The organism is Acidovorax soli (assembly GCF_014207955.1).
Classification (GTDB): domain Bacteria; phylum Pseudomonadota; class Gammaproteobacteria; order Burkholderiales; family Burkholderiaceae_C; genus Acidovorax; species Acidovorax soli_A.
Window position 1 is genome coordinate 141,107 of record NZ_JACHLK010000004.1, and the last position, 16,664, is coordinate 157,770.

Sequence of the window (16,664 nt, forward strand, 5' to 3'; positions counted from 1 at the left end):
CACAATCAATCCTTTCTGATGGATTGATTAGGCGGGCTGAAGAATGCGCCGGCCTTGGGCGATGTGCTCCAGCACCAGGTCCAGGTTCTGCACGGCCGCGCCCGAGGCGCCCTTGCCCAGGTTGTCGAACACCGCGGCCAGCAGCACCTGCCCGTGCTGCGCGTTGGCAAAGACCGACAGGCGCAACTGGTTGCTGCCGTTCAGCACCTCGGGGTCCAGGTGCTCGGTGGACTCGGCCTCGGCCAGGCTGGTCACTTCCACATGGCGCTGGCCTGCGTAGTGCTGCGCCAGGGCCTGGTGGATCGTTTCGGCGGTCGTGCCCGCGGGCAGGGCGCGCAACTGCAGGGGAATGGTGAGCACGATGCCCTGGCGGAAGGCGCCATAGGCTGGCAGAAAGAAGGGGCGTGCCGCCAGGCCGGCGTGCTGCTCGATCTCGGGCGTGTGCTTGTGCGCCAGGCGCAGGCCATAGACCTGGAAGGCCGGGGCCTGCGCGCCCGGGGCTTCGTGCTCCTGCACGCGCGCGCGCCCGCCACCGGAATAGCCCGACACGGCGTGGATGGACAGCGGGTGGTCCGCTGGCACCAGGCCCGCCTGCACCAGCGGGCGCAGCAGCGCGATGGCGCCCGTGGGGTAGCAGCCGGGGTTGCTCACGCGTTGTGCGCTGGCGATGCGTTCGGCCTGGCCCGCGGCCATTTCGGGAAAGCCGTAGACCCAGCCCGGCGTGGTGCGGTGGGCCGAACTTGCATCGATCACGCGCACGGCGGGGTTGGTGATGGCGGCCACCGCCTCGCGCGCCGGCCCGTCGGGCAGGCACAGCACGGCGATGTCGCAGGCGTTGATGGCCTCGGCGCGGCGCGCCGGGTTCTTGCGGTCCTGCTCGGGCAGGGTCAAAAGGCGCAGGTCGTTGCGGCCATGCAGGCGTTCGTGGATCTGCAGGCCGGTGGTGCCCTGGTCGCCATCGATGAAGACGAGGGGTGCGTTGCTGCTGCTCATGTGGAGTGCTCCTGGTGGATGCCAAATGGGGGATGCGCAATCTTCCGGCGCTGCCTAGAATTTGAAAAGTTGAATTTCACAAACATCTGGATCAGGATTTCTGAACGACATGCGTGAACTGAACCTCGACCGCCTGCGCACCCTGGTCACCATTGCCGACCTGGGCTCCTTTGCCGAAGCCGCGCGCGTGCTGCACCTGGCCGCCCCCACGGTGAGCCTGCACATGGCCGACCTGGAGGCACAGGTGGGTGCGCCGCTGCTGCTGCGCAAGCGCGGCGAGGTGCGCGCCACGGGCGTGGGCGAGGCCCTGGTCGAGCGGGCCCGGCGCCTGCTGGCCGACGCCGACGAAACCCTGGCCGTGGTGCAGCGCCAGGTGCAGGGCCTGGCGGGGCGCGTGCGGCTCGGGGCCTCCACCGGTGCCATCGCCCACCTGCTGCCGCAGGCGCTCGAAGTGCTGGGCCAGCAGCACCCGGGCATCGATGTGCAGGTGGCCGTGCTGACCTCGCAGGACACCATGGCCCGCCTGGCGGGCGGCACGCTGGACGTGGGCCTGGTGGCGCTGCCGCAGTCCGCCGTGCACGGCGTGCAGGTGGAGCCCTGGCGGCGCGACCCGGTCATGGCCTTTGTGCCTTCGAAGTGGCAGGCCCCCACGCGCGCCACGCCGCACTGGCTGGCGCGCCAGCCGCTCATCCTCAACGACGAAGGCACCAGCCTCTCGCGCCTGACCACCGACTGGTTCGCCGCGGCGGGCGAGCAGCCCGCGGCGCGCATCCAGCTCAACTACAACGATGCCATCAAGAGCCTGGTGGCCGCGGGTTACGGCGCCACGCTGCTGCCGCACGAGGCGGCCGGCAGCACACCACCCGATCCACGCATCACCATGCTGGCACTGCGCCCCGCACTGTGGCGGCCTTTGGGCCTGGCCTACCGAACCGGGGCCGTCGAGAAGGCCACGCAGCATGTGCTGGACGTTTTGCGAGAGCAACGCCAGGCGTGATGGGCCCTTGGGTGGACTGCGCTGGCAGGCTTCGGGAGTAGAATTTGAACGTACTACTTTGGGTGCCGGTATGCCTGAGGCAAGAGGCGTTCAGGCACCGGAATCTGCTGCCGCAAGCCCCACCCATGGTGCATGGGTTGGTGGCCCACGGGCAGGTTTGCCAACACCTGTCGATCTCTTTGCCGGGCCCATCCATGAACCTTGCCGCATCCCTTGCCACTGCCCCGTCCGAGCCTCTTGGCGCCGGAACCCGGGAGGCTTGCGCGCCATGCCCATGCCCCGTTGGCTGGAGTGCCAGCGCTTGACTCCCGCCGCCACACCCAAAAGCATGCCCGCCCGGGCCCTGGGGGGTAGCGCACGGCTGCGCAAGCCATCGCACCCCGCTCCCGTGGCACAGGCGGCCAACTCCCTGGAGGATGCCGCTGCAGAGCGCGCGCCGGTGCTGCAGCGCCTGCGCAAGGCAGGCCTGCGGCCCACGATCGCGCGCATCGGCATCTACCAGGTGATTGCCGGGGCCAGGCCCTTTGGCTTGTCGGCCGACGAGGTGTACCAACGGATGTTGCAGCGCGGTACCCATGCCTCGGCGAGCACTGTCTACCGGGTCATCCGGGAGTTTGATGAGCACGGGCTCGTCTCCAGCGTGTGGGACGAGAGCCGAAAGGCCGTCTACCTGGTCAAGCCTGCCGAGCCCCAGTCCAGCGTGCTGCTCATCGGGTGCTCGCGCACCGGCCAACTGGTGGCCATCGAGGATGCGGACCTCCATGCGCGCCTGGTGGCCGCAGCCCGGCGTTTCGGCCTGGAGATTGAAGGGCGCGAGCTGCTCGTGCGCGCCTGAGCAGCCAGTCCCATGGAGCCGGCGCTCTGTAGGCACCGGGGCGTGCCGGTGGCCGAGCGGGGGGGCGCCGTGCGCCGTGCATGCCGGGAGCTTGCAAGCCCCTTGCCAAGAGGCTCTTGAAGTCGTGCAGGCCGGCCGGTCTTGCCGCGGTCATATCGCCGTCGCGGGCATGCACCGGGCCCGTCCGTTGCCAGATGGGCCTGCCCCAAGGCAAGCCGCAGGACCAGGCACCTGCGGCTTGCCAGCGCTCCACGGGGCGAGGGCGTTTGCGGTCCCTCAGAACTTCGCGTTCAGCGCCAGGCGGAAGCTGCGCGGTGCGCCGGGCGTGATGTTGTTGTTGCTGTTCGCGTTGATGAAGTACTTCTTGTTGAACAGGTTCTCCACGTTCAGCTGCAGCTGCATGGACTTGCTCAGGGTGTAGAACACGGCGGCGTCCATGCGCGTGTAACCGGGCAGCACCACGTTGGGAATGGTGTTGGCGGCCGTGGCGATCAGCTCGTTGGCCGCGAACATCTTGGTGCGGTGGATCACGCCCAGGCCGGCACCCCAGGCGGGGGTGAAGTCATAGCGGTTCCACAGCGCCAGGGTGTGGCGGGGCACCTGGCCCACGGCACCGCCGGCACGCTGCGTGGCCGAGGTGTCGGCCGTGAACTTGGCGTCGGCATAGGTGTAGCCGCCGGCCACGCTCCAGGCCGGGGTGACGTTGCCCGACAGGCCCAGCTCGAAGCCCTGCGAGCGCTGGCCGTCGCTGAGCATGGTGCGGGTGTTGGTCGGGTCGCTCGGGTCCAGCACGATCACGTTGGTGCGGTCCAGGCGGTACAGCGCGGCCGTGAGGGCCAGGTTGCTGCGCACATCCCACTTGGCGCCGATCTCGAAATTCTTGAACTTCTCGGGCTTGAGTGCGGCATTGGTCAGGCTCAGCGAGGACAGCTGGTCGCCGGCGCGCGGCTGGTAGGCCACGCTGTAGTTGGCATACAGCGAGACGGCTTCCTGCGGCTTGTAGACCACGCCGATGCGTGGCGAGACCAGGCCATCGGAGGTGTCGAACTGCTGGCCGTTGCGGTTGTTGCGGAAGTCCACCGTGAAGCGGTCGTAGCGCAGGCCGCCGATCACCTGGAACTGCGGGCCCAGCTCGATCTGGTCCTGCAGGTACAGCGCTGCTACCTTGGCCTTGCCGCTGTTGTTGGCATCCGTGGCGCTCTGGCTGAACGTGACCGGCAGCTGCGTGGTCGGGTTGCCCAGCGGCACGTTGATGCTGGTCACGTTGCCCGGGAAGAAGCCGGTGTTGCGGAAGTTGTCCGTGTCCTGCTGGCCGAGCTCGGCACCGAAGGCCAGCTTGTGCTTCACGGCACCGGTGGAGAGGGTGTAGTTGAAGTCGGTCTGGTTGAAAACGCTCTTGCGGCTGGTGGCGTTGTTGTAGGCGCTGAGGGCGACCTGGGTGCCAGCTGCGTTCACCGCGCCGGGGAAGACGTTCTGGTAGAACTTGTCCTGGTCGGTGATGCGCAGGCGGTTGCGCAGTTGCAGGCCGTTCTCGAACTCATGCTCGACCGAGGCCGTGAAGGCGTTGAGTGTGGTGCCCGTGGGGCTGGCCGCGGCATTGCCGAAGAAGGTGGCGGGGTCCACCTGCAGAGGGGCGCCGCGGAAGCTGCTGATGCCGCGGTCGGCGATGCGGTCGTCCTTGAAGTACTCGTAGCCCACGGTCACCAGCGTCTTGGCGCCGGCGCGCCAGGCCAGCGTGGGGTTGATGCCCGAGCGCTTGATGGACACGCCGTCGCGGTAGCTGTCCGAGTTCTCGTGCAGCGCATTCAGGCGGAAGGCCAGCTGGTCGCTAATGGGCTGGTTGATGTCGGCCGTCAGGCGCTTGTTGCTGTCGCTGCCCAGGGTGAGCGAGCCGCCGATGGAGGGCGTCCAGCCGGCCTGCTTGGTCGTGCGGTTGATCAGGCCGCCGGTCGCGCCGCGGCCGAAGATCATGGCATTGGGGCCTTTGAACACTTCCACGCGCTCGATGTTGTACAGGTCGCGGTAGTACTGCACGTCGTCGCGGATGCCGTCGATGAAGAAATCACCGGTGCTGCTGATGCCGCGGAAGATCGGCGTCTCGCGGTTGCCCTCGCCCTGCGCGAAGCCCACGCCGGGCACGTACTTGGTGGCCTCGGCCATGCTTTGTGCGGCCGTGTCGCGGATCTGCTCCTTGGTCACCACCGAGATCGACTGGGGCGTGTCGCGCAGCGGCGTGTCGGACTTGGTGGCCGTGGTGCTGCGGGGGGCGGCGTAGCCGGCCTCGCCTTCGCTGCTCACGGTCACGGTGGGCAGCGAAGTGGAGGCGGCTTGCGCGAACGCCGCGCCGGCGGGCACGGCAAAGGCGGCCGTGGCGATGGCGATGTGGATCGCGTGGCTGAGTGCGCGTGGCTGAAGAGGGGTGTCCGCGGCGCGGCGCATCGAAGCATTCATGGAAGACATGGGAGGGACCTTGGGAGAGGAGAGAAAGAGGAAACCGGCCGCCCGGTGCACAGACCGCTGCGCAGCGAATCCATCGGGGGATCGTGTAAATGAAAGTTGTTCTCAGTCGCAATCAAATGTATCGATACTGAAGTAGTCGTGTCAAGTGCTACTGTTGGGCATGTGTTGGACTTGCCACGGCGCTGCCTGGGGCGCTGGCGGCTGGGGGCGGGCAAGATGGCGCGCGCGCCAGGGCGCTGGCACTGCAGAGCGCGCGAGAGAGGTGTGTGGGGTCGTGGATCGGAATGCGCGTGGCATTCCCGCCTGCAGCCTTCGAACCGGCCGCGGGGCTGGCGCCCTGGTGGGCGCGGCCTGGCGCTTAATCGCCTGGCGTCTTGGTCACGCGGGCGCTGCGCACGCCGCCGATCTGGCCGCGCACGACCTTCCAGAAGTTCTTGGTGCCTTCCACCAGCCGCCATGCCTTGGAGCGGTGGGCCAGCACGCCCACCTCGGGCAGCACGTCGCGCAGGCTCTTGATGTTGAGGATCTTGGTGTACTTGCGCACCGTGGTGGGGCTGTGGATCAGCAGCATCACGCGCCAGCCGTAGTGCCGGCCCAGCATCAGCATGCCGATGGCGCTTTCGAGCTCGTCCAGGTCGCCATTGAATTCGTCAACGGCCCGGTCGATGATGGCCAGGAGATCCTTGTCGGTCATGGAGGGGTGTGCAGGGCTGATTCAGGGGTGGGCCGCACGGCATCGGTGGGCGGTCCGGGGAAGTGTCTCACGGAATGCCGGTGCCAGCATCGATAATGAGAAGCATCCATAACCAACCCCGGCCCCGCCAGGCTTCTCCTTCCTGTGTTCGATGCATTTGCGGTGGTGCTGCGGGAATCCGCCGAGCTGATCCTGATCCTGGCCTCGCTCGTGGCCTGCCTGCGCTCCGCCCGCGCCGGGCACCTGCTGCGCTGGGCGGCGGGCGGCACCTTGGCGGGCTGCGCCCTCGGCGCCGCGCTGGGCCTGTGGCTCATCGCCTCCGACATCGACCCGCGCTGGACCGCCGGCCTGACCTTCGTGCTGGCCATCGGCGTGCTGCTCATGGTGAGCTCCATGCTGGTCGCTGCCAGCACCATCCGCTCGCGCACGCAGGCCCTGCTCGAGGTGTGGCTGGAGCGGCCTGCGGCCCCGCTGGTGGTGCTGGCCTTCTGCGTGGTGGTGGCGTTCCGCGAGACGCTGGAGGTGGCCTTGTTCCTGCGCTCGCAGTGGCTGCGCACGGAGGCGGGGGACGTGCTCGCGGGGGCGGTGCTGGGCCTCGTGGGCGTCGCCTTCCTGGCCATCGCCTCGCGCAGGATCAGCACGCGCATCGGCCTGCTGGCGGCCTTCCGGGTGTCGGCGCTGGTGCTGTCGCTGCTGTCCATCCAGATGATGCTGGGCGCCGTGGCGGAGTTCATGCACGCATCCGGTGCCGCGGGTGTGCCGCTGCTGGCCTGGGCTGCGCCTGCCTTGCCCGAAGGGCGCTGGTATGGGTGGGTGTGCGCGGCGCTGATGTCCGTGCCCGTGGTCTCGGTGCTGCGCAGCTGGTGGAGGGAGTCCTCCGCGTAGGTTGGACACCCCCGCAGGCGCTTCGCGCCTCGGTGCGTCCGCCAGAGGCGGCCACCCTTCGGGCACGTCCAAGCCTGCGCGGGCAGGCTTGGAGCCGCGGCCCTCAGCCCCTCTCTCTCCTCGCTGCGCGAGTCGGGAGGGGGACGCCCCCAGCGCAAGCGCTGGATACGCCGCCTTCGCGGCGGGGCGGCCCTTGCGCGGGAGCGCTGGCTTCGGCCGCGCCAGTCGCATGGGTAGCGCGTCGTTCCATGGACGGCTGAGAAGAGAGCAAAACGAAGCCGCCAAAAATGAAACAGGGCCGGCGCTTGCGCGCACGGCCCTGTGTCAAGGATGCAAGGTGGCGATCAGGCCGTTGCGTCCTTGAGCTTCTTCAGCGCGCGGGTCTTGATCTTCACGCTCGCGGGCTTGGCGGGGAACCAGCGCTCTTCACCGGTGAAGGGGTCCTTGCCGAAGCGCTTCTTCTTGGCGGCCACTTGCTGCAGGCCGATCTTCAGCACGCCGGGCAGCGTGAATTCGCCGGAGCCCTTCTTGTGCACCGAGCCCAGGATGGCGGCTTCGAGCGCTGCCAGCACGGCCTTGGTGGCCTTGGCGTCCACGCCCGACTGCTCGGCCAGGTGGGCCACCAGGGTCGTCTTGTTGAAGGCGGCCTTGATGGGCTTGAGCGCTGCGGGCGTTGCTGCAGCGGCGGGTGCAGCCTTCTTCGCTGCAGGTGCTGCGGCCTTCTTGGCAGCAGGAGCTGCCTTCTTGGCGACAGGTGCCGCGGCCTTCTTGGCCACGGGTGCTGCAGCTTTCTTTGCTGCGGGTGCTGCCTTGGGAGCAGCGGTCTTCTTTGCAGTTGCCATGATGGTGTTGATTCTTTGTTGTCGAGAGTTGCAATGGGCCCCCTCGCATGTGCAAGGAGGTGCGCGATTTTAGAAGCACTGCGCGCACGAACGCTATAGGACAAGACCGCAGAACCTCAGCGGCCTTTGCTTGGCGTGATTTTTACAACGCTTGTGCAGCCTCTGTGCGCCGCTCTACACCACCAGGAACTCCGAGGGCGGGCGCCCCAGGCATTTTCTGAACATGGTGGAGAAAGCGCCTGGGCTTTCGTAGCCGAGGTCCAGTGCGACGGCGGTCACGGCATCACCGCGCGACAGGCGCGACAGGGCCGCGAGCAGGCAGGCCTGCTGGCGCCAGGCACCAAACGACATGCCGGTCTGCAGGCGAAAGAAGCGCGTGAAGCTGCGCTCGCTCTTGTGCAACTGGCGCGCCCAGTCGGCCGGCGACGCATGCACCTGGGGCCGGTGCAGAAAGCCCGCGCACAGGGCCGCGAGGGCCGGGTCCTGCGGCATGGGGGCGAAGAAAGGCAGGGTCGGCGCGCGCGCCAGTTCATGCAGTAGCAACTGCACCAGGGCGCCGTCGCGCCCGTGCAGCTCGTAGCGGGCCGGCAGCTCGGCCGAGTCCAGCAGCAACTGCCGCAGCAGCGGCGAGACCTGCAGCACCTCGCACTGCAGTGTGGGCCGTGGTGCGGCGCTCGGCTCGATGTAGAGGCTGCGCGTGCTCACGCCCAGCATGCGCACGCGGTGCGGCTTGCCCGCAGGGATCCACACGCCGCCACTGGGCGGAACGACCCAGGCGCCATCGCCGGTGCCCACCTCCATGGTGCCCGTTGCGCCATACAGGAATTGCGCGCGCCGGTGGCTGTGCGTATCGAGCAGGGTGCCCGCCGGGTAGTCGGTGGCCACGGCCAGCAGCGGCCGGTCCACGGCATCGACGGTGTGCAGGGGAATGTTGCGCATGCTCCGTGGGTCTGGCTGAAATGCAAACATTATTGACCTGCCTGCGAAAGCGGGCCAGCACGGTGCGCCCTACGCTGGCGTACGTGTCTTGCTGCCCCTGGATCTGTGCATGGAGTTCTACCTCGTCCTCGCCCTGTTCGGCACCCTGGCCGGTGTCACCACCGTGCTCTTCGGCTTTGGCGGTGGCTTCGTCGTCGTGCCGGTGCTGTACCGCACGCTGGTGCACCTGCATGGCGCGGACAGCGCCATCGGCCAGTCGGCCATGCAGGTCGCGGTGGCCACCTCCACCTGCGTGATGATCGTCGGCGCGGGCCTGGCCACGCGGCGCCACCACCGCGCCGGCAATGTGGACTGGGCCCAGGTGCGGCCACTGCTGGCGGCCATCGCAGCGGGCGCGGTGGCGGGCGCAGCGGCCGCCACGGTGCTGCGCAGCGACTGGGTGCGCTGGGCCTTTGTGGTCTACCTGGCGTGCACCATCCTCGACGGGCTGCTGCGCCCCGGCTTCATCCGGCCGCGCGTGGCCGACGCGGCACAGGCGGCCAAACCCCGGCCCTCGGGGCCGCTCACGGCCTTCCTCGGACTCGCCATCGGTGCGGTGGCCGCGTTCCTCGGCGTGGGCGGCAGCGTGATGACGGTGCCGCTGATGCGCCGGCGCGGCGCGCCCATGGTGCAGGCCACGGCCGCGGCCAACCCGCTCTCGCTGCCCGTGGCACTGGCCGGCACCGCGACCTATGTGCTGCTGGCCTGGGAGCAGGGCGCGGCGTTCGGCACCGGGTACGCGGGCTTTGTCGACCTCCGGGCCTTTGCCGTGCTGGTCGTGGGCTCGTGGCTGGGCATCCGCCTGGGCGGGCGCTTCGTGGGGCGCCTGCCCGACGGGCTGCACGCCAAGGTCTACCTGGCGCTGCTCACGCTGGTGCTGCTGGCCATGCTCATGCGCTGACGATCACCTCGGCGCGCAGCGGAGTCGCGTGCAGGGCGTGCACGTCTTCCTCGCGGTGGGCGAGCACGGCGCCCTGGTTGATGTAGCCCTTGTCGGTGATCTCGCCCGCATCCGCATCGGGCGGCGTGCGCAGCACCAGCGCGCGCGTGGGGCATTGCGATGAACCGGCGCCGGCATCGCGCTTGGCGCGCATCAGTGCGCGCAGCGCCTGCTCCAGGCGCGGCGCATCGCCCGCGCCGGCGGCCGAGGGAAAGACCAGCATGCCCACCTCGTCGCGGTCGTGCCCGGTGAGCACGATGTCCTGCACCAGCGGCGCGAGCTGCGAGACCAGCTCCACGCGCAGCGTGCCCACCGAGACCCAGCTGCCGGTGGAGAGCTTGAAGTCCTCGGCCACGCGGCCGTTGAACACCACGCCGCGCTCGGGGCGCCGCGCATCCGCCAGCAAGCCCGCGTCGCCAATGCGGTAAAAGCCGTCCTCGTCGAAGGCCGCCGCCGTCTCGCGCGGCGCATTGCGGTAGCCCGGGAACACCGACACCCCTTTCACGCGCATCTCCAGCTTGCCGCCGTTGGGCACCAGCTTGAGCGTGAGGCCCGGCAGCGGTGCGCCGATGCAGCCCGCACCCTGCATGCGCCAATGGGCTGTGGTGATGGCCGGGGCGGTCTCGGTCGCGCCCCAGGAGGTGGTGAGCCACAGCGGCTGGCTCGGCCGGGCCCTCGCGGCCACGGCTTCGAGCCGTTGCCAGGTAGACGGTGCGAGCGCCGCCGCCGCGTAGAAGGCCAGGCGCAGGCGCGAGAACACCTCGGCCGCGAGGGCCGGGTCGGATTCGAGCGCAGGCAGCAGCATGTCGAAGCCGCGCGGCACATTGAAGAGCAGGGTGGGCCGCACCTCGCGCAGGTTGCGCAGGGTCTTCTCGATCAGGCCCGGTGCGGGCCGGCCCTCGTCGATGTAGAGCGCGCCGCCGTGGCACAGCACCATGTTGAGGTTGTGGTTGCCTCCGAAGGTGTGGCTCCAGGGCAGCCAGTCCACCAGCACGGGCTTCTCATGGTCGAGAAAGCGCCAGACCTGGGCGATCATCTGCTGGTTGGCGCAGAGCATGCGGTGGGTGTTGATCACCACCTTGGGCTTGCCGGTGGAGCCCGAGGTCAGCAAATACTTGGCATGGGTGTCGGGCGTGATGGCCGCGAAGGCCTGGGCCACGGCCGGTGTTTCCCGGGCTGCGAGCAACTGCGCAAAGTCGATGGCGCCCGGGACCTCCTCTGCGTTGCGGCTGAACACCTGCACCGCACTGCCGCCATAGCCCGCGAGGGCGGGCGCATAGGTGCGCGCGTCCGAGGCATAGACCAGGCAGGGGTCGAGCGCGGCCAGCATGCTGTGCAGCCGGCCCGGGTCGCGCGAGCGTGCATACGCGCTCGACAGCGAGCACGGCGTGCGGCCGATGTGCATGGCCGCGAGCATCAGCACCGCATGGTCCACCGCGTTGTCCGACAGGATGGCGATGGGGCGCCCTGCGGGCAGGTTCCTGTCGAGCAGCGACTGGGCCACCGCGCCCACGGCCTGGCGCAGCTGGGCATAGGTCAGGCGGCGCCAGTCCGCGCCGTCGTCGGTGCGCTCGGCCAGGGCCAGCGCGTCGGGGGTTTCGTGGGCCCAGCGCTCCAGCCACTCGCCCACACAGCGGGCATACGGGCCCAGCGGCTCGGGCGAGTGCAGGGTGAAGGCGCCGCCGGGCAGCGGGGTGTGGACGGTGCTCGGGGGCGCCATCTCGGCGGGGTCGTCGACGAAATCGGTGGGCATCATGGGGGCTCTTGTTCTGGGTGGGGTCAATCGAGGTGGCCAGACGCCTGCTTGGCGCGCAGCAGGTCCAGCAGCAGGGCATCGCGCGTGCGCGCCAGGTCTTCGGTGGTGCGCTGGCCCAGCTCCTCGGCAACGCCCTGCGCCACCTGCTGTTTCAGGGCATCGGTCATGGCGGGGGCGCCCAGGTCCTGCCACCAGCTCTCGATGGGACCGCCCAGGTGGGCCAGCACATGGGCCACGCCGCCCGCGCCTCCCGAGAGGTGCAGGTTCATGAACGGCCCCATCAGCGCCCAGCGCAGCCCGGGGCCTTGGGCGATGGCGGTGTCGATGTCGGCCACCGTGGCCACGCCCTCGTTCACCAGGTGGAAGGCCTCGCGCCACAGCGCGGCCTGCAGCCGGTTGGCGATATGGCCCTTGATCTCGCGGCGCACCTGGATGGGGCGCTTGCCGATGGCGGTGTAGAAGGCCATGGCGCGCGCGATGGCCTCGGGCGCGGTCTGCTCGCCGCCGCCCACTTCCACCAGCGGAATCATGTGCGGCGGGTTGAACGGGTGGCCCAGCACCACGCGCCCGGGTGTGGCGCACAGCGCCTGCATGGCCGTGACCGACAGGCCCGAAGAGCTCGATGCCAGGATGGCATGGGCCGGGGCCGCTGCATCGATCTGGCTGAACAGCTCGGCCTTGAAGTCGGCGCGCTCGGGCCCGCTTTCCTGCACGAAGTCGGCGTTGGCCACCGCGTCTTCCAGCCGTGCATGGAAGGCCAGGCGCGCCAGGCTGGCGCCCGGCGCCAGGCCCTGGCGCTCCAGCGTGGGCCAGTGCGCGGCCACGGCTTCGCGCAGGCGCTCCTCGGCGCCGGGCGAAGGGTCGGTCGCCGCCACGTCCAGCCCGCGCGCCAGGAAGTAGGCGGCCCAGCTGGCGCCGATGACGCCGGTGGCCACCACGGCGACGCGCTTCACGGTCGAATCCATGCAGGGGGCTCCTTTCAGGACTCGGCCGTGAAGCCGATCTTCTTGACCAAGGGGCCCCAGCGGTCGAATTCCGCATGCTGGGATGCCGCCATCTCCGCCGCCGTGGAGCCCTGGGCGATCAGCCCCACCACGGCCAGGCTGTCGATGACGGACTTTTCCTTGATCGCCGCGTTGATGGCGGCATTGGCCGCAGCCACCACCGGGGCGGGGGTCTTGGCGGGCGCGTAGAAGCCGAACCATTCCTCGGTGGTCAGCTCGGGGAAGCCCTGCTCGGCAAAGGTCGCGACCTCGGGCGAGAACGGCGAGCGCGCCTTGCCCGAAGTGGCCAGCAGCCGCAGCTTGCCGGCCTTGTGGTTGGGGATGAAGTCGCCGCTTGGGGTCACCATCGCCGCGATCTGGCCGCCCACCACGTCGGTCACGCCGGGCACCGAGCCGCGGTAGGGCACATGCTTCAAATCCACGCCGTTGTTGATGCCCAGCAGCGCACCGATGAAGTGCGGTGTGGAGCCGGCCGCGGGCGAGCCGTAGTTGGCCTGGCCCGGGTTGGCCTTGGCCCAGGCCAGGAAGTCCTTCACGTTCTTCACCGAGGCCGGTACCAGCGGCCCCACGGCCAGGCCGTGGTGCATGATGGCCGCGATGGACACCGGCACGAAGTCCTTGACCGGGTCGTAGCTGAGCTTGCTGTAGATGTGCGGGTAGATCGAGGTGCACGAGAACGGCGAGAGCGTGAGCACGCTGCCATCGGCCGCCGCGCCCCGGAGCGATTCGAGCGCGATGCGCCCGCCCGCGCCGGGCTTGTTCTCCACCACGCCGGCATTGCGCGTGTAGGCCGAGCCCGCGAGCTTCTCGCCCACGCGGCGCGCCACGCTGTCGCCCGAGCTGCCGGCCGGAAAGCCATAGAGGATCTTCACCTGCTCGATGCCCTGGGCGAAGGCCGCCAGGGGAGAAAGGCCGCCCAGCGCAGCGGCTGCGCCCAGGTGGCCCAGGAAGTGGCGGCGTGTTGTGCCTGTCGTCATCGTCATGTCTTGTCTCCTTGTTGTCGTGGTGGGATGGTGGTTGCAATGCCCGGTCGGGGTCAACCCAGGGCAAACTCGGGGCGGGGGCCGCCTACCCGCGGCAGGCCCATCAGGGCGCGCGCTTCGGCGGGCGTGGCGGGCTCCATGTCCAGCTCGCGGATGATGCGCACGATGCGCTCGGTGAGCTGCACATTGGTGGCCAGCTCGCCCTGGCGGAAGTACAGGTTGTCCTCCAGCCCCACGCGCGCATGCCCGCCCAGCAGCAGCGCGGCCACATTGGCTTCGAGCTGCGAGGGGCCGATGCCGCTCACGCAGAACAGGCTGTTCTTCGGCAGCGTGTCCACCATCATCTGCAGGTGGCGCGGCGAGTAGGGCATGGCGTTCTGGAAGGCGCGGTGCACGTTCATCACCAGGTTGATGAAGTGCGGGCCGTCGTCGTCGTGGCCTTCCTCGATCAGGGTCGTGGTGTCCTGCAGGATGTGGGTGGGGCTGAACACCTCCCACTCGGGCTTGATGCCGCGCGCCTTCATGCCGGCTGCCAGCTCACGGCCGCGGCTGAGCGGCGTGTCCATCAAAATCTCGCGGCCGTCGAAGCTCAGGTTCAGCGTGGTGGCGTCCAGGGTGCACATCTCGGCGCCGGCGTCCATGCCCTTGATGCGCTCTTCCCAGGCGATCTCCCAGCGCCCGCCGGGCAGGGGCTTGACCATGTCGCCGTGCACGCCGCCGCCGGTGGAGTTGTTGAGCACGATGTCGCAGCCCTTGGCGCGGATGCGGCTGTTGATGTCGCGGTAGACGTCGGCATTGCAGGTGGCGCCGTCGTCGGGCCGGCGCGCGTGGATCGCCACCACGCTGGCGCCGGCATTCCAGCAGCGCTCCACGTCGTCGGCGATCTCGGCCGGCTGGGTGGGCAGGTGGGGGTTTTGCGACTTGTGGGCCATGCCGCCCGTGGGGGCGATGGTGACTATGACTTTGCGCTTGCTCATCGGGGTCCTGGTGGAGAATTGCGGGGTGCTCCGCATTGTTTTTCTGGGCACCTTTCCACTCAGTCATCGCGATGACATTTGGGGGCAGGGTATACGCGGGGCCTTGTGCTTTCAGCCGGGAGAAATCCACCTTGCCAGCCCCTTCGGCGCCGCCCGCACGGCCGTCCACCACCAGCCTGCTGGCTGCGTCCGCCTGGTTCCCGCTGCTCGATGCGCCGGCGCAGCAGCGCGTGCTCGACGATGTGCGCGAGGTCGAGGTGCCCGCGGGCGGCGCGCTGTGCCGGCGTGGCGACATCCCCGTGCACTGGTTCGGTGCCATCGAGGGCCTGCTCAAGTGGTCCGTGACCTCGGACGACGGGCGCGCCGTGACCCTGGGCGGCCTGTCGGCCGGCAGCTGGTTCGGCGAGGGCACGCTGCTGCGCGCCCTGCCGCGCACGGCCGACATCATCGCCCTGCGGCCCAGCCGGGTGGCGGTGCTGCCGGGGGAGACCTTCTCGTGGCTCCACGCCACCCAGCGCAGCTTTGACCACTTTCTGCTGCGCCAGATCAACGAGCGCATGCACTGGTTCCTGGGCACCTTCACGGCCCACCACCTGCTCGATACCGACAGCCAGGTGGCGCGCGCCCTGGCCGGGCTGTTCCACCCCTTCCTCTACCCGGGCATGGACCGGCACCTGCAGATCTCGCAGGAGGAGATCGCCAACCTCACCGGCGTGTCGCGCCAGCGCTGCAATGCGGCTTTGAAGCGCCTGCAGGAGTCGGGCATTTTGCAGATCGAGTACGGCGGCATCACCGTGCTCGATCTGCCCGGGCTCAGGCGGTATGTCGAGTGATCAGAACGGGTAGGGCACGGGCTTGGCCAGGGTGCTCACCCACTGCGTGGTGGTGAAGGTCTCCAGGTTGGCCGGCCCGCCAAAGCGCCCGCCGCTGCTCGATGCCCCCATGCCGCCGAACGGCACCTGGAACTCGTTGTTCACCGGCTGGTCGTTGATGTGCACCATGCCCGTCTTCAGGCGCGCGGCCAGGGCCGTGGCGCGGCCCAGGTCGGCGCTGTGGATGGCAGCGGCCAGGCCGTAGTCGCTGCCGTTGGCCAGGGCCACGGCCTCCTCGTCGGTGTCGAACACGGTGATGGGCGCCACGGGGCCAAAGATCTCCTCGCCGAAGGCCGGCATCTGCGGCGTCACGCCGGTGAGCACCGTGGGGCGGTAGAAGCGCCCGTCGTGCGTGCCGCCGGTCACCAGCGTCGCGCCGGCCGCGATGCTGGCCTGCACGATGCCGTGCACCTTGGCCGTCTGCCGGTCGTTGATCAGCGGGCCCAGGTGCACGGGGCCCCGGGCCGGGTCACCCACCACCAGGGCCTGGGCGCGCGCGGCCAGCTTCTCGGCGTAGGCGTTTGCCACGCTGCGGTGCACCAGGTGGCGACCGGCCTGCATGCAGATCTGCCCCTGGTGCAGAAAGGCGCCCCAGGCCGCGCACGAGGCCGCGCCGTCGAGGTCGGCGTCGGGCAGCACGATCATCGCGTTGTTGCCGCCCAGCTCCAGGATCACTTTCTTGAGCGCCCGCCCGCAGGCCTCGCCGATGCCCCGGCCCACGGCGGTGGAACCGGTGAAGGACACCATGTCGGTCAACGCATGGCGCACCAGCGCGTCGCCGGTCTCGGCGCCGCCGGGCAGCACCTGCAGCACGCCGGGCGGCAGGCCCGCATCCGCGAACAGCTGGGCCACCAGCAGGCCGCCGGTGACGGCCGACTGCACATCGGGCTTGAGCACCACGGCATTGCCCAGCGCCAGGGCCGGCGCCACCGAGCGCATGCCCAGCAGCAGCGGGAAGTTCCACGGCGCGATCACCGCCACCGTGCCCACGGGCACGCGGCGCCAGCTGTTGCTGCGCCCGGGCAGGGCCGAGGGGAACTGCAGGCCATCGGCCTGCATGGGCAGGGCGGCCGCCATCCACAGCTGCTCCACCGTGGCATGGGTCTCCCACTGGGCCTTGGGCTCGATGGAGCCGCACTCGCGCACGTTCCAGTGGATGAATTCGGCGCTGCGCGTCTCCAGCAGCGCGGCGGCGCGGCGGATGACGGCAGCACGCTGGTCGAAGGGCGTGGCGGCCCAGGCGGCGCCGGCCTCGCGGGCGCGCTGCAGTGCGGCATCGACGTCCTCGCGGTCCGCCAGGCCGGCGCTGGCCAGCACGGCGCCGGTCGCTGCCTCGCGCACGTCCTGCGTGCCGCCGTGGGCGACCTGCCAGCCGTTGGTGTAGATCTTGCCGGCCCAGGCCGGGGTGGGAGTGGTGCTTGCGTCCATGGACTGTCTCCTTGGGGTTG

Annotated in this window: 15 protein-coding genes; 5 read left to right on the forward strand and 10 right to left on the reverse strand. The window is 69.6% G+C overall.

All coding sequences use genetic code 11. From position 1 onward, the window contains the following. Window positions 1–27: 27 nt before the first annotated feature. Complete coding sequence (argC, locus tag HNP48_RS12345; protein WP_184857237.1) at window positions 28–993, reverse strand: N-acetyl-gamma-glutamyl-phosphate reductase; 966 nt, start codon at window positions 991–993, stop codon at window positions 28–30. Between the two features lie 109 nt (window positions 994–1,102). Between argC and HNP48_RS12350 the strand changes: the two genes are divergently transcribed. Beyond that, entirely contained in the window at window positions 1,103–1,990 is an 888-nt protein-coding gene (locus HNP48_RS12350) for a LysR family transcriptional regulator (RefSeq protein ID WP_184857238.1), read from the forward strand. A gap of 268 nt (window positions 1,991–2,258) precedes the next feature. Beyond that, window positions 2,259–2,825 (forward strand): Fur family transcriptional regulator, encoded by a 567-nt coding sequence (locus HNP48_RS12355; protein ID WP_184857239.1) that lies wholly within the window; start codon window positions 2,259–2,261, stop codon window positions 2,823–2,825. A gap of 276 nt (window positions 2,826–3,101) precedes the next feature. Here the strand turns inward: HNP48_RS12355 and HNP48_RS12360 are convergent, their stop codons facing one another. Together HNP48_RS12360 and HNP48_RS12365 are read right to left on the reverse strand one after the other, a co-directional pair. Next, a complete protein-coding gene (locus HNP48_RS12360) occupies window positions 3,102–5,285 on the reverse strand; it encodes a TonB-dependent siderophore receptor (protein WP_184857240.1) in 2,184 nt (727 codons plus the stop codon). A gap of 358 nt (window positions 5,286–5,643) precedes the next feature. Next, on the reverse strand, window positions 5,644–5,979 hold the full coding sequence (locus tag HNP48_RS12365; protein WP_184857241.1) for a hypothetical protein: 336 nt from the start codon (window positions 5,977–5,979) through the stop codon (window positions 5,644–5,646). A gap of 144 nt (window positions 5,980–6,123) precedes the next feature. Here HNP48_RS12365 and HNP48_RS12370 point away from each other — a divergent pair, with 144 nt between their 5' ends. Beyond that, window positions 6,124–6,864, forward strand: a complete 741-nt coding sequence (locus HNP48_RS12370; RefSeq protein ID WP_184857242.1) for an FTR1 family protein — start codon at window positions 6,124–6,126, stop codon at window positions 6,862–6,864. Between the two features lie 344 nt (window positions 6,865–7,208). Here the strand turns inward: HNP48_RS12370 and HNP48_RS12375 are convergent, their stop codons facing one another. Then, window positions 7,209–7,706: an HU family DNA-binding protein gene (locus HNP48_RS12375; RefSeq protein ID WP_184857243.1), complete on the reverse strand. Its 498-nt coding sequence runs from the start codon at window positions 7,704–7,706 to the stop codon at window positions 7,209–7,211. A 174-nt stretch (window positions 7,707–7,880) separates the two neighbouring features. After that, a complete protein-coding gene (locus HNP48_RS12380; RefSeq protein ID WP_184857244.1) occupies window positions 7,881–8,645 on the reverse strand; it encodes a helix-turn-helix domain-containing protein in 765 nt (254 codons plus the stop codon). 109 nt (window positions 8,646–8,754) lie between these two features. Here HNP48_RS12380 and HNP48_RS12385 point away from each other — a divergent pair, with 109 nt between their 5' ends. Then, entirely contained in the window at window positions 8,755–9,585 is an 831-nt protein-coding gene (locus HNP48_RS12385) for a sulfite exporter TauE/SafE family protein (RefSeq protein WP_184857245.1), read from the forward strand. Here the strand turns inward: HNP48_RS12385 and HNP48_RS12390 are convergent. The 4 genes from HNP48_RS12390 to HNP48_RS12405 are packed head-to-tail and all read right to left on the reverse strand — an operon-like array spanning window position 9,575 to window position 14,344. Next, on the reverse strand, window positions 9,575–11,377 hold the full coding sequence (locus tag HNP48_RS12390) for a feruloyl-CoA synthase (protein ID WP_409362555.1): 1,803 nt from the start codon (window positions 11,375–11,377) through the stop codon (window positions 9,575–9,577). The genes HNP48_RS12385 and HNP48_RS12390 overlap by 11 nt on opposite strands. A 26-nt stretch (window positions 11,378–11,403) precedes the next feature. Beyond that, the gene (locus HNP48_RS12395) at window positions 11,404–12,345 is read right to left on the reverse strand and encodes a 3-hydroxyacyl-CoA dehydrogenase NAD-binding domain-containing protein (RefSeq protein ID WP_184857247.1); all 942 of its coding nucleotides are present in this window, start codon (window positions 12,343–12,345) and stop codon (window positions 11,404–11,406) included. A gap of 14 nt (window positions 12,346–12,359) precedes the next feature. Next, window positions 12,360–13,361 carry a Bug family tripartite tricarboxylate transporter substrate binding protein gene (locus HNP48_RS12400; RefSeq protein WP_184857870.1) on the reverse strand — a complete coding sequence of 334 codons (1,002 nt, stop codon included), beginning with the start codon at window positions 13,359–13,361 and terminating at the stop codon, window positions 12,360–12,362. Between the two features lie 59 nt (window positions 13,362–13,420). Beyond that, complete coding sequence (locus HNP48_RS12405) at window positions 13,421–14,344, reverse strand: 3-keto-5-aminohexanoate cleavage protein (protein WP_184857248.1); 924 nt, start codon at window positions 14,342–14,344, stop codon at window positions 13,421–13,423. Between the two features lie 131 nt (window positions 14,345–14,475). Here HNP48_RS12405 and HNP48_RS12410 point away from each other — a divergent pair, with 131 nt between their 5' ends. Next, window positions 14,476–15,177 (forward strand): Crp/Fnr family transcriptional regulator, encoded by a 702-nt coding sequence (locus tag HNP48_RS12410; protein WP_184857249.1) that lies wholly within the window; start codon window positions 14,476–14,478, stop codon window positions 15,175–15,177. Here the strand turns inward: HNP48_RS12410 and HNP48_RS12415 are convergent, their stop codons facing one another. After that, the gene (locus HNP48_RS12415) at window positions 15,178–16,644 is read right to left on the reverse strand and encodes a benzaldehyde dehydrogenase (protein WP_184857250.1); all 1,467 of its coding nucleotides are present in this window, start codon (window positions 16,642–16,644) and stop codon (window positions 15,178–15,180) included. Window positions 16,645–16,664: the final 20 nt, after the last annotated feature.

Coding starts and splice junctions, on each gene's coding strand:
- argC (WP_184857237.1), bottom strand. CDS start 993: ATGAGCAGCAGCAACGCACCCCTCGTCTTCATCGATGGCGACCAGGGC.
- HNP48_RS12350 (WP_184857238.1), top strand. CDS start 1,103: ATGCGTGAACTGAACCTCGACCGCCTGCGCACCCTGGTCACCATTGCC.
- HNP48_RS12355 (WP_184857239.1), top strand. CDS start 2,259: ATGCCCATGCCCCGTTGGCTGGAGTGCCAGCGCTTGACTCCCGCCGCC.
- HNP48_RS12360 (WP_184857240.1), bottom strand. CDS start 5,285: ATGTCTTCCATGAATGCTTCGATGCGCCGCGCCGCGGACACCCCTCTT.
- HNP48_RS12365 (WP_184857241.1), bottom strand. CDS start 5,979: ATGACCGACAAGGATCTCCTGGCCATCATCGACCGGGCCGTTGACGAA.
- HNP48_RS12375 (WP_184857243.1), bottom strand. CDS start 7,706: ATGGCAACTGCAAAGAAGACCGCTGCTCCCAAGGCAGCACCCGCAGCA.
- HNP48_RS12380 (WP_184857244.1), bottom strand. CDS start 8,645: ATGCGCAACATTCCCCTGCACACCGTCGATGCCGTGGACCGGCCGCTG.
- HNP48_RS12385 (WP_184857245.1), top strand. CDS start 8,755: ATGGAGTTCTACCTCGTCCTCGCCCTGTTCGGCACCCTGGCCGGTGTC.
- HNP48_RS12390 (WP_409362555.1), bottom strand. CDS start 11,377: ATGCCCACCGATTTCGTCGACGACCCCGCCGAGATGGCGCCCCCGAGC.
- HNP48_RS12395 (WP_184857247.1), bottom strand. CDS start 12,345: ATGGATTCGACCGTGAAGCGCGTCGCCGTGGTGGCCACCGGCGTCATC.
- HNP48_RS12400 (WP_184857870.1), bottom strand. CDS start 13,361: ATGACGACAGGCACAACACGCCGCCACTTCCTGGGCCACCTGGGCGCA.
- HNP48_RS12405 (WP_184857248.1), bottom strand. CDS start 14,344: ATGAGCAAGCGCAAAGTCATAGTCACCATCGCCCCCACGGGCGGCATG.
- HNP48_RS12415 (WP_184857250.1), bottom strand. CDS start 16,644: ATGGACGCAAGCACCACTCCCACCCCGGCCTGGGCCGGCAAGATCTAC.